This is a genomic window from Psychromonas hadalis ATCC BAA-638 (genome assembly GCF_000420245.1).
Taxonomy (GTDB): Bacteria; Pseudomonadota; Gammaproteobacteria; order Enterobacterales; family Psychromonadaceae; genus Psychromonas; species Psychromonas hadalis.
In genome coordinates this window covers 1-11,425 of sequence record NZ_ATUO01000117.1, presented here as the reverse complement: position 1 = coordinate 11,425, position 11,425 = coordinate 1, and the positions used below count along the sequence as shown (strand labels likewise).

The window sequence follows — 11,425 nt, the reverse complement described above, 5'->3', positions numbered from 1 at the left end:
AATTTCGTTTAAAAATGACATTATTAGCGACTTTAATGAGGGATAGTTACTTGATCAGATCATCAATATTCAAAAAAGTTCAATTTATTTTAATCAATAGAAAATGCACGATCCCGCCCTGCCAATTGTCGAGCAACTACAAATAATAATATCCGCTTTGTGCTTCGCAATGTCATTGATTACTTTATTAACATCTTGACGAACATGCTCTACGCCAAATTGCATTGCATTTTTGAGTAAATCTTCACTGACAAAATGTTGAATTTCAATATTAGGTAAGTACCGGTCTATATAGGGTGTAAATAGATCTATGTTTGCATTTAAGGTGTGTAAAAAAGCAACTTTCATCAGCGTGTTTATCTCCGTCCGTATAATGACTGGCTCAATTTATCTACGCAATTTTTGAGCCGTTTTACCATTTCGCTTAATATAAGGATCAGTTACTTAGGCGAATTGGTATTAATTAAACGAAATGGTATTTATAAAATAAAGGCTTCCATGCGGAAGCCTTTATTAATCATCAAGCTAATATCTGCAATTGTAATGATACAGATATAGCATTAATTAATTTACTAAGTCAGCAACTTCACGTGCTAAACGGCCAATTTCATCCCAACGACCTTCATTGATCATCTTTTGATCAACCATCCAAGTGCCACCACATGCGTAAACACGGTCAATGGCGAGGTAGTCTTTGACATTGTTAATGTTGATGCCACCCGTCGGCATTAGCTGAATTTGTGTGTAGGGTGCAAGTAGTGATTTAAGCATATTAATGCCGCCAGACGCTTCTGCTGGGAAGAATTTTAGTGTGGTTAGACCAAGCTCTAATGCCGCTTCAACCGCACTTGGGCTGTTAACTCCCGGTATGATATCAATGCCAATTTCCTGACACGCTTTAACCGTCGTTGGGTTAAGACCAGGAGACACAACAAATGTTGCACCCGCTTCTTTTGCAGCAATGGCTTGTTCACGGTTCAATACAGTGCCAGCACCAATTAGCATATCAGGTTGTGCTTCACGAAGTAGGCGAATGGCCTCTACTGCTGCATCTGAGCGGAAAGTAATTTCAGCCGCTGGTAGTCCATTTTCAGATAATGCCTTACCAAGTGGAATAATATCTTCCGCTCGCTCGATTGCGATAACGGGAATCACTTTAATTTTGGCTAATTGTTGTGCGGTTGTACTCATAGTGTTACTTCCTTTATTATAATTTTTTGAATTTCAAATGCTGATTAAAGCCGTTTGTTAAGAGAGAATATTAAAATTTATCTCTGCGGTGGCGCTAGTTGGGATAATCGCCCCTTTATGTTGAATCACAATACTGGCTAATTGATGACCTTGTAGTGCGGCTTCTCGTGGTGTTTTATCGGTCAGGTAACCCGATAAAAAACCCGCGTTAAAGGAATCGCCAGCCGATGTTGTATCGATCACCGTTTTAACTGGGGTTGTCGCAATCAGTTCAGGTGCCTTGCTACTAAAATCAGTATATAAACAACCTTTTGATCCCATTTTAAGTACTACTTTTTTCACGCCTGTCCTCTGTAAACGATCTAGCGTTACTTGTGATGAGGTGTCTCCCCACAAAGTTTCTTCATCGTCATCAGTGACGAGCGCAAGGTTGGTAAAGGACAAGACTTGCTGGTAGCAAGCACGTGCTTCATTGGCATTTTTCCATAACGCAGGGCGGTAGTTAGAATCAAAAGCCACCTCAACTCCACTGTTAGCCAGTTGGTTAAGCAATGTGACTAGCTTCTGACGATCTTCATCAGGTAAAATGGCTAAGCTAATACCACTCACATAAACCATATCAACGCTCTGTAAATGGTTTTCTATTTGCGTAAAGTCAGGGTGACGAACAAGGTAGCGTGCCGCTGACTGGTTACGCCAGTACATAAACGTGCGTTCTCCTTGCTCATCCAATTGAATTAAATACAAGCCGGGTTGACGAGTTTCATCACGCAATACGTGATCGGTATTGATCCCTTCTTGTTGCCAGCGTTGTAACATGCCCTCACTGATCGCATCACTGCCTAATGCTGAAATGTAATCTATCTTCACCGATTTCCCAGCGGTACGCGCCATATAAACGGCTGTATTGAGTGAGTCTCCACCATAAGTCTGGTGCATGGCTGCAAATGGAGCGCCATTAAGTTCAATCATGCATTCGCCGATAATGGCTATACGTTTCATTTATGCTCCCCAGGTAGACGGAAGTAAGATTTTGCATTGTTAAAGCAAATATCTTTAATCATTTTACCTAATAAATTCATGTCGTTTGGCGCTTCGCCATTTTCAACCCACTGACCGATCATGTTACACAGAATACGACGGAAGTATTCGTGACGAGTATATGACAGTAAGCTACGTGAATCAGTTAACATACCAACAAACTGGCTCAGCAAGCCTAGTTGAGACAATTGTTGCATTTGACGTTCCATGCCATCTTTTTGGTCATTGAACCACCAACCAGATCCAAACTGCACTTTACCTGCGATACCACCACCTTGGAAGTTACCTATCATGGTTGCCATCATTTCGTTATCACGTGGGTTTAAGCAATATAAGATGGTTTTTGGTAATTCGTTAGTAACATCCATCGCATTGAGTAGTGAGGCTAACTGAAGAGCAAAAGGACGATCAGCCATCGAATCAAAACCAGCATCGGCACCCAATAGTTTGAACATGCGGGTGCTGTTATTACGCTGCGCACCTAAGTGAAGCTGCATTACCCAGCCACGTTTTGCATATTGCTGGCCAAGCCAAACTTGAACAGCGGTGGTGAATTGATCTATTTGCTTTTCTTCGAGTGACTCGCCATTTAAACGACGTGCCAACATAGCATCCAGATCCGCTTCTGATGGGGTGGTTGCATAGCGTAAAATCTCAATACCGTGGTCAGCAGCACGACAACCGTGTGCAGCAAAGTGATCCAGACGACGATCAAGAGCCGCCAATAAATCAGCAAAACGTATAATTTCCACATCTGCGACTTTTCCCAATAGTTGCATATACTCCGCAAAACCATCAAGTTCTACTTTGTATGCACGATCAGGGCGCCAGCTTGGTACAACTTCTACATCAAAGCTATCGTCTTCTGCAATTGCTTTATGATGCTCTAGCGTATGGATAGGATCATCCGTCGTACCTGCCATTACTACGTTCATTTGTTTCATAATACCGCGTGCTGAATATTCAGGGCTTGCGAGCATCTCATTACACTCGTGCCAGATTCCTTCAGCAGTATCCGGGCCAAATAGTTTGCCTGTAATACCGAATGGACGGCGAAGTTCTAGATGGCTCCAATGGTAAAGTGGGTTGCCAATAGTTTGCGGTACTGTTTTCGCCCATGCCATGTACTTTTCGTAATCAGAGCTACTTTTGCCTGTGATTAGTGCTTCTGGGATACCCGCAGAGCGCATAGCGCGCCATTTGTAATGATCGCCTTCAAGCCATATTTGACCTAGATTATTAAAGCGACGATCTGTAGCCACTTCTTGTGGGTTGAGGTGGCAATGATAGTCATAAATAGGCATATCTTTAGCGTATTCATGATAAAGACGACGAGCCGTTTCATTGCTTAAAAGAAAGTTATCACATAGAAAGTTTTTCATAGGGATCTCCGAAAGACGCGACCCCTACCAGATTTAAGGGAAGGGTGCGTTGAAAGTTAATTAAAGAGTGGCAACAGCAGCGCGAGCGCCTTGAGTAATAATTAGCTGGTAAGCTTTGGTTACTTCAGTTACAAAACTTTCATTGTCTTTTAAATCAGTACCAAAAATAGCTTCAATATTCAGTAGTGCTTTAACGGCAGATACTGTTACGCCATGCGCTTGATAAATCGCTTTAAATTGCTCAACCATCGGATCTCGCACATCAATTTCATTGCCTTTTTCGTCAGTAGCGCTGACATAACGCATCCAACCCGCAATGCCCATTGCTAGCCATTTGTAGTCAGAACCCGCGTCGAGATGGAAACGTAGTGAGGCTCCCATACGTTGGGGGATTTTCTGGCTACCATCCATTGCAATCTGCCATGTTTGGTGTTTTAGGCTTGGGTTAGTGAAGCGGTTAATAAGTAGGTTTGCGTAACCTTCTAAATCGGTCCCTTCTGGCATGTTTAGCGTTGGCGCTTGGGCTTTCATCATCATGTCGAACGCTGCTTTACGGTAGCTTTCATTGGTCATAGTGTCAGAAATATGCGCATAGCCCCCCAAATAACCAAGGTATGCTAAGAAAGAGTGACTGCCATTGAGCATACGCAGTTTCATTTCTTCGAAAGGTACAACATCAGCGACAAATTCAGCGCCAATAAGATCCCAGTCTGGGCGACCATTAACGAAGTTATCTTCGATAACCCACTGACGGAAAGGTTCACATGCGATAGCACATGCATCTTCAACACCAATCAGTTTAGTAATTTCATCTAATGTTTCAGGTGTTGCCGCAGGCACAATACGGTCAACCATAGTGCAAGGGAAAGTGACATTGTCCTTAATCCATGCACCAAGTTCTGCGTCTAACAAGGTAGCAAACTCAAGGATGGTTGCTTTTGCTACATGTCCATTTTCTTGCACGTTATCACAAGACATGACAGTAAATGGTGTGATGCCACGATCACGACGTAGTTTTAGTGCTTGAACGATGTAACCCAGTGCAGATTTTGGCTGTGTGGGGTTGTTAAGATCAGCGATCACAAGTGCGTTGCTTTTGTCTAGCATGCCTGTCGCAGGATCTGCACAATAGCCTTTTTCTGTAATTGTCATTGAAACGATAGCGACTTGAGGCTCAGCCATTTTTTCAATAATCGCTTCAGCACCATCGAATGTAGGGTGCAGAGATTCTTTTATTGAGCCAACTATTTTTAACGTTGTTTCTATTGCGCCTTTTTCTGCCACAGTATAAAGGTGGTCTTGTTCACGTAGCTGAGTAATTAACTCTTCACCGCCAAACAAATTAATTTCACAAATTCCCCAATCACTACCTGTTTTTTCTAGCATTTCACTAGTATATAACGCTTGATGTGCACGGTGAAAAGCGCCAAAACCTAAGTGAACAATGCGCGTAGTTAGGGCTGTTCGATCAAAACTTGGGAGGATAACGTTTGTATTTACTTCGGTGTTGGCAATATTTTTAGTCATGAGAGTCTCCATTTACCCCGCTATAATCATAACGGGGTAATAGTAATTATGGTTAATGATGGAATTAAAAAATCTTAGTAACCCAACACTAGGCCTGGTAGGAACAGGCTTAGTTGAGGGAAGAAGGTTACCGCTAGTAGTGCGATTACAAGTGCTGCATAGAAGGGCAACAATGGTTTAATGACTTTATCGATAGGCACTTTTGCCACTGAACAACCGATAAACAGCGCACTGCCCACCGGTGGAGTACAAATACCGATCGCTAAGTTAAAGGTCATCATTATGCCAAAGTGAACAGGGTCAATACCCAGATCTAACGTAATAGGCAGGAAGATTGGCGTAAAGATAAGTACTGCGGGTGTCATATCCATAAAGATACCGACAATCAACAAAATTACGTTAATGATAAGCAAAATAATGATTGGATTGTCAGATATTGCCAGCATCGCATCGGCAATCATATACGGAACACCAGCATTCGCCATTGCCCACGACATCCCCATTGAGGCACCAACAAGCAGTAATACAATTGATGTTGTGACTGCTGATTCTAAAACGATTTTTGGTAGATCGCGAATTTTTACTTCTTTATAAATCAATACTGCAAGGATAAATGTATAGACTACCGCAATCGCAGACGCCTCCGTGGCCGTAAATATACCACCAATAATTCCCCCCATGATGATAACAAGTAGCATCAATGATGGAATCGCTTTAATGATCGTATCGAACACTTCTGCAAGTGTTGGTTTTGTGGCCAAAGGGTAACCACGACGCTTAGCAATAAAGCCAGCTACACACATCAAACTCAAGCCCATAATCATACCGGGAATGTAACCTGCTAGAAATAGTGCCGCAATCGATGTACCACCCGAGACCAGTGAGAATACAATCAGCGTATTACTTGGTGGTATAAGCAAGCCTGTCGGGCAAGAGGTAATGTTTACCGCTGCAGAAAAATACTCATCGTAACCGTCTTTTTTCTGTAGAGGAGCCATTGTTCCGCCAACAGCCGCTGCAGAAGCCACAGCAGAGCCAGAGATTGAACCAAACAACATATTTGCCATTATATTAACATGTGCAAGTGAGCCTGGTAGACGACCACCCAATACTTTAGCTAAGTTAATTAAGCGAATGGCGATACCGCCTTGGTTCATTATGTTACCTGCTAAAATAAAGAACGGGATTGCAAGTAAAGCAAAGTTATCAAGACCAGCCGCCATACGCTGTGCCACAACAGCAATTGCAGGCTCAAGAGGAAGGCTCAGTAAAATAGTAGCTAAAGACGATAAACCGATAGCAAATGAAACTGGAACTCCCAAAGTAAGAAGGATAGCAAAGCTACCAAAAAGTGTAAGAATGACTTGCCATTCCATAGTGTAATTCCTTTTATAGTTTGAATTATTAATTATTAATTCTAAATGATTAAGGTTGTTGCTTAATCAGAGTTTTGAACTTTTCCATTGCAAATACCACAGAGTAGAAAATGATGAGTGAACCGCTGATAGGTAAGCAAAAATAGATGTAACCCATCTCCCATCCTAGAGCAGGAGTCACTTGACCTGTTGCTAGAGTTTTCAAGGCTAAATTTAGGCCTCCGTAGACTAGAACAATAAGGGCAAAGGCTGCGATAGCAAACTGGATGAATATCTCATTAATAAGCTTTCGTTTACCACTTAGCTTCATGGTAAGTAAATCAATTGCTAAATGGCGTTTTTGACCAGTTGTGTATGCGGCTCCAATAAGTGCAACCCACATAAATAAATAACGGGCTAATTCATCGGTAATTGTGCTTGGTTTTCCTATCACATAACGTGAAATAACCTGCCAAATTACGCAGAAAACTAGAAATGTAGAAAGTGAGACAGTAAAACCTGCCAACCCTCTATTTACGTATTCAACTACTTTTTTATCCATTACTTATTCCTTTAATTAAGATAATAACCCAACGATATTGGTTGACCAATGATTTGAAAGCCAACAGGTAATTTGCTGTAAATTCATTTCGGGGAGAACTATAGGTTATATGCTGTACTATTTTAGTGATTTAGATCTCATTTTAATGGCTTTACCTCCAAAAAACCTCTATATCTCGACACAGGTCAACCAATTTGGTTTTTTAGTTTGACTTGCATGATTATCAAAGGCAAGCTTGTCTTGTTTTAAGAAACATCCCACATAATTAAATTACTAAAATATCATGGAGATATCATAATGATGAAACGTAAAAATGTACTAACAGTAATGATTGGTGCTGCACTAACTTTTGGTATTACAGCGTCTGCTTACGCGGCAACAACATTAAAGCTAAGTCATAACCACCCACGTGGGCATGTTGTTCACCAAGCGATGGACGCAATGGCAAAAGAAGTGAGCTTATTAACTGATGGTGAAGTTCGTATCCGAATTTACCCTGATGCACAGCTTGGTACACAGCGTGAGTCAATGGAGTTGATGCAAAATGGTGCGTTAGATATGGTGAAAAGTAATGCAGCAGAACTTGAAGCTTTTGCTCCTGCTTATGCGGCTTTCAACCTTCCATATATTTTCCGCGATAAGTCTCATTATTATAATGTTCAAGAGGGTGAAATAGGTGAAGAAATTCTTGCTTCTTCACGCGATAGTGGCTTTATAGGTTTAACTTATTATGATGCAGGTGCGCGCAGTTTTTACGCATCCAAGCCAATTAACACACCTGCAGATCTAAAAGGCCTTAAAATTCGAGTGCAGCCAAGCCCATCTGCAATTGCGATGGTAAATGCACTCGGTGGAAGCCCAACACCACTTGCTTATGGTGAACTATATACTGCGCTTCAGCAAGGTGTTGTGGATGCAGCTGAAAATAACATCCCGTCATTTAGCCTTAGTCGCCACAGTGAAGTATCAAAATACTATAGCCTTGATGAGCACACCATGGTTCCTGATGTATTGGTCATTTCAAACACAGCGTACGATGGTCTGTCTGATGAGCACCGTGCTGCACTGAAATTAGCAGCGACCCATTCAATGGAGCTAATGAAAAAACTTTGGGCTAAATCTGAAGCTACAGAGCGTGAAAAAGCAGAAAAATTGGGTGTGACGTTTATTGAGCCGAACAAAGCTGCATTTATAAAAGCAGTACAGCCCATGTATCAAGAAATTGCAAAATCTAATCCAGAATTAAATAAGATTATTGAGCGTATTAAAGCAGTTAAGTAGGACTTATTATGTGATTACCAGCCTAGGCTGGTGGTCATTCTGCATCTTGTTTTATTGGTTGGTTCATATCTTGGCCAGTGCTATGATTGTGTCAGTAATATAAAAAGTGAGTAATAAAATTATAATGAAGTCTTTTGAGCCTAAACGGCCATATCAAAAACTTGGTCTTGTGTTGCGCAATAATCTTGCCTCTGGTAAATATAGTGTGGGCGATCGCTTACCACCTGAACGTGATATTGCAGAGATGCAAGGTGTTAGTCGCACGGTTGTACGTGAAGCTATTATTATGCTTGAACTGGAAAATTTAGTTGAGGTACGGAAAGGATCAGGTGTTTATGTTTTAAATATACCTAATCAATCAAATCACCACGAAACCATAATTAGTGATGATTCAGGGCCTTTTGAAATGTTGCAGGCAAGGCAACTATTAGAGAGTAATATTGCTGAATTTGCGGCGATTCAAGTAACACCGAGTGATATTGTTAAAATGCGTGTAGCGCTCGAACTTGAAAAAGAAGAACTTGCTGCAGGCCATGCTGAGCATAAGGGTGATGAGCGTTTTCATTTATGTATTGCAGAAGCGACTCAAAATTCAGTATTAGTTGATATGCTAAAACACTCTTGGGAACGTCGTGAAAATAGCCCTATGTGGAAAAAACTTCACACTCATATTATTGACCAAGCATACCGTCAAGAATGGTTGGAGGATCATAAGAAAATTCTTGCTGCGATGCAACGTAAAGATCCTATTGCAGCTAAAAACGCAATGTGGCAACACCTAGAAAATGTTAAACAGCGACTATTAGAGCTTTCTGATATAGATGACCCCCATTTTGATGGCTATTTATTCAACTCTAACCCTGTCGTTATTCTCAGCGGTGTGGGCTAACCCACCTCTATTTATTTACCACTTTAATCGGTGAATATAAATAACACTATTCTGAATAATATTCGTAAATATAGCGAAGGGTTCAGTAAATTTTTAAAAGGTGATTGTTATGGAACAAACTTGGCGCTGGTATGGCCCTAATGATCCTGTCTCGTTGAATGATATTCGACAAGCAGGCGCAACGGGTATTGTAAATGCCCTGCATCATATTCCTAATGGACAGGTATGGAGTAAGGAAGAGATTCTTACTCGTAAGGCTATTATTGAAGAAAAAAGTTTAACTTGGTCTGTTGTTGAAAGTGTACCAGTACACGAAGAAATCAAAACTCGGACTGGTAATTATGTTGAGTGGATTGAAAATTATAAACAAACACTAAGCAACCTTGCGGAATGCGGTATTGATACTGTTTGTTATAACTTCATGCCTGTTCTCGATTGGACTCGTACCGACTTAGAATATGAAATGCCAGATGGCTCTAAAGCGTTACGTTTTGACCAAATTGCATTTTCCGCTTTTGAGTTGTATATATTGAAGCGACCTGGCGCAGAACAAACATACTCAGCTGATGAACAAGCACAAGCAAGGGTATATTTCGATAACATGACTCAAGTAAGTATTGACAAATTAACGTCTAATATCATTGCTGGCCTGCCTGGTGCTGAAGAAGGTTATACACTAGTCGAATTCCAAGTGCAGCTTGATCGTTACCAAGGTATCGATAGAGACAAGTTACGTGACCATTTGGCATTATTTCTAGAAGCGTTAATGCCAGTTTGTGAGGCAAGTGGTTTAAGGTTGGCGATACACCCTGATGATCCACCTCGTCCTATTTTTGGTTTGCCTCGCGTTGTATCTACGATTGAAGATATTAATTGGTTAACCAATAAGGTTCCGAGTAAAATGAACGGTATCACAATGTGTACAGGTTCATACGGTGTACGTGGTGATAACGATCTTGTTAATATAATTAAACAGCATGGTGAACGTATTTACTTTACTCATTTACGCTCTACGCAACGTGAAGAAAATCAATTAAGCTTCCATGAAGTTGCTCACCTTGAAGGAGATGTTGACATGTATAACGTGGTGATGGAACTTTTAAGAGAAGAGCAACGACGTGAAAAGAATGGGGACATGCACCTTATCCCAATGCGTCCAGATCATGGTCATCAAATGATCGATGACCTTAAAAAGAAAACCAACCCTGGCTATTCTTGTATTGGTCGTCTAAAAGGTCTTGCAGAAGTACGCGGGCTTGAATTAGCGCTTAAACGTAGTTTTTTTCAATAAATAATAATGTCTAATGTTTATCAGTTAATATCTGATAAGCATTATTTTAGTGACTCTTTGGTAATACAAATACCACCACCATATTGCTTAATATCTGTAAGCGTATGGGGAACCGCACCTAGCTACGATCAATATTCTATGGTAACAACGGTTCAATATTGCTCGGTTGCTCTGCAATATGTATCAAGCACTTTGAGATATAGTCGTGCACGACTAGCCATTAGCCTTGGCCGTTTCTACCATACTATAGCGAATAGCGCTCGCATGAGCACCATTGCAGGTATTTGAAAATAGCCATGCCTTGCGCCCGATCATAAATGGTTTTATTGCTCGTTCGGCTCGGTTGTTATCAATGGATAACCTGCCAGCTTCAAGGTGGCGCTGGAATTTATCAAACTGATTTAAGCCATAGCTTATCTTGATTACCACCATAAATAAGCCCCTTCAACGATACTTAAATCAAATGTTCTAGTGGGGTGTCTTATGGTTAAAAATAAAATTTAAAAAGGTATTTAAATTCATTGTGTTATGTTGAAATATGACACCGAAGAACAGTGCCAAAAGCAACTGTTTAGTATGAGGTGGCGCAATGCTTACCAATGCCCAAAGTGTGGAAAAGATAAATATTGCCAATTGAAATCAAGAGCTTTGTATCAATGCCATCATTGCCGACACCAATCATCTTTAACTGCGGGCACTTTTATCGATCATACGTAAGCGTCTGGGTAATGGCACCTAGCTACGCTTAATATTCCATGGTAGCAACGCATCAATATCATTCGGGTTTTCAGCAATCTGCTGCAAGCAGGTTGCGATATAATCATGAACAATAAGATCATTCGCTTTTGCTGTTTCAACCAAACTATATAAAATTGCACTCGCGTTCGCACCTGTATTGGTGTACGA

Annotated in this window: 11 protein-coding genes and 2 pseudogenes; 4 read left to right on the top strand and 9 right to left on the bottom strand. The window is 40.9% G+C overall.

All coding sequences use genetic code 11. The features are described 5' to 3' along the window. Positions 1-93: 93 nt before the first annotated feature. The 7 genes from G322_RS0113630 to G322_RS0113600 all read right to left on the bottom strand — a co-directional run bounded on the left by G322_RS0113630 (position 94) and on the right by G322_RS0113600 (position 7,058). The gene (locus G322_RS0113630; RefSeq protein ID WP_022942304.1) at positions 94-348 is read right to left on the bottom strand and encodes a hypothetical protein; all 255 of its coding nucleotides are present in this window, start codon (positions 346-348) and stop codon (positions 94-96) included. A gap of 216 nt (positions 349-564) precedes the next feature. Then, positions 565-1,191, bottom strand: coding sequence for a bifunctional 4-hydroxy-2-oxoglutarate aldolase/2-dehydro-3-deoxy-phosphogluconate aldolase (locus tag G322_RS0113625; protein ID WP_022942303.1), 627 nt, complete (start codon positions 1,189-1,191; stop codon positions 565-567). 57 nt (positions 1,192-1,248) lie between these two features. After that, on the bottom strand, positions 1,249-2,193 hold the full coding sequence (locus G322_RS0113620) for a sugar kinase (RefSeq protein WP_022942302.1): 945 nt from the start codon (positions 2,191-2,193) through the stop codon (positions 1,249-1,251). Then, complete coding sequence (gene uxaC, locus G322_RS0113615; protein ID WP_022942301.1) at positions 2,190-3,614, bottom strand: glucuronate isomerase; 1,425 nt, start codon at positions 3,612-3,614, stop codon at positions 2,190-2,192. The genes G322_RS0113620 and uxaC overlap by 4 nt, the downstream gene beginning before the upstream one ends. Before the next feature lie 60 nt (positions 3,615-3,674). Then, positions 3,675-5,141 carry a fructuronate reductase gene (locus G322_RS0113610; protein ID WP_022942300.1) on the bottom strand — a complete coding sequence of 489 codons (1,467 nt, stop codon included), beginning with the start codon at positions 5,139-5,141 and terminating at the stop codon, positions 3,675-3,677. Between the two features lie 74 nt (positions 5,142-5,215). After that, the gene (locus G322_RS0113605; protein ID WP_022942299.1) at positions 5,216-6,517 is read right to left on the bottom strand and encodes a TRAP transporter large permease; all 1,302 of its coding nucleotides are present in this window, start codon (positions 6,515-6,517) and stop codon (positions 5,216-5,218) included. Between the two features lie 49 nt (positions 6,518-6,566). Next, positions 6,567-7,058, bottom strand: coding sequence for a TRAP transporter small permease (locus G322_RS0113600; RefSeq protein ID WP_022942298.1), 492 nt, complete (start codon positions 7,056-7,058; stop codon positions 6,567-6,569). Positions 7,059-7,355: 297 nt separating this feature from the next. Here G322_RS0113600 and G322_RS0113595 point away from each other — a divergent pair, with 297 nt between their 5' ends. The 3 genes from G322_RS0113595 to uxuA all read left to right on the top strand — a co-directional run bounded on the left by G322_RS0113595 (position 7,356) and on the right by uxuA (position 10,519). After that, a complete protein-coding gene (locus tag G322_RS0113595) occupies positions 7,356-8,339 on the top strand; it encodes a TRAP transporter substrate-binding protein (protein WP_022942297.1) in 984 nt (327 codons plus the stop codon). A gap of 106 nt (positions 8,340-8,445) precedes the next feature. Beyond that, positions 8,446-9,228 (top strand): FCD domain-containing protein, encoded by a 783-nt coding sequence (locus tag G322_RS0113590; protein ID WP_245542324.1) that lies wholly within the window; start codon positions 8,446-8,448, stop codon positions 9,226-9,228. 109 nt (positions 9,229-9,337) lie between these two features. Beyond that, positions 9,338-10,519, top strand: a complete 1,182-nt coding sequence (gene uxuA / locus G322_RS0113585) for a mannonate dehydratase (RefSeq protein WP_022942295.1) — start codon at positions 9,338-9,340, stop codon at positions 10,517-10,519. 136 nt (positions 10,520-10,655) lie between these two features. Here the strand turns inward: uxuA and G322_RS0113580 are convergent. Then, positions 10,656-10,900, bottom strand: a pseudogene (locus G322_RS0113580) (IS66 family transposase); the annotation flags it as partial. Positions 10,901-11,059: 159 nt separating this feature from the next. On the opposite strand from G322_RS0113580, the pseudogene G322_RS22845 reads away from it, so the two are divergent. Continuing rightward, a pseudogene (locus tag G322_RS22845) lies at positions 11,060-11,218 on the top strand (transposase); the annotation flags it as partial. A 36-nt stretch (positions 11,219-11,254) separates the two neighbouring features. Here the strand turns inward: G322_RS22845 and G322_RS22840 are convergent. Further along, a partial coding sequence (locus G322_RS22840; RefSeq protein WP_169337489.1) for a transposase domain-containing protein occupies positions 11,255-11,425 on the bottom strand: 171 nt, incomplete at its 5' end.

What these genes read in the sequence shown, in the direction of transcription:
- G322_RS0113605 (WP_022942299.1), bottom strand. Translation starts at nt 6,517, where the DNA reads ATGGAATGGCAAGTCATTCTTACACTTTTTGGTAGCTTTGCTATCCTT.
- G322_RS0113625 (WP_022942303.1), bottom strand. Translation starts at nt 1,191, where the DNA reads ATGAGTACAACCGCACAACAATTAGCCAAAATTAAAGTGATTCCCGTT.
- G322_RS0113630 (WP_022942304.1), bottom strand. Translation starts at nt 348, where the DNA reads ATGAAAGTTGCTTTTTTACACACCTTAAATGCAAACATAGATCTATTT.
- uxuA (WP_022942295.1), top strand. Translation starts at nt 9,338, where the DNA reads ATGGAACAAACTTGGCGCTGGTATGGCCCTAATGATCCTGTCTCGTTG.
- G322_RS0113610 (WP_022942300.1), bottom strand. Translation starts at nt 5,141, where the DNA reads ATGACTAAAAATATTGCCAACACCGAAGTAAATACAAACGTTATCCTC.
- G322_RS0113595 (WP_022942297.1), top strand. Translation starts at nt 7,356, where the DNA reads ATGATGAAACGTAAAAATGTACTAACAGTAATGATTGGTGCTGCACTA.
- G322_RS0113600 (WP_022942298.1), bottom strand. Translation starts at nt 7,058, where the DNA reads ATGGATAAAAAAGTAGTTGAATACGTAAATAGAGGGTTGGCAGGTTTT.
- G322_RS0113620 (WP_022942302.1), bottom strand. Translation starts at nt 2,193, where the DNA reads ATGAAACGTATAGCCATTATCGGCGAATGCATGATTGAACTTAATGGC.
- uxaC (WP_022942301.1), bottom strand. Translation starts at nt 3,614, where the DNA reads ATGAAAAACTTTCTATGTGATAACTTTCTTTTAAGCAATGAAACGGCT.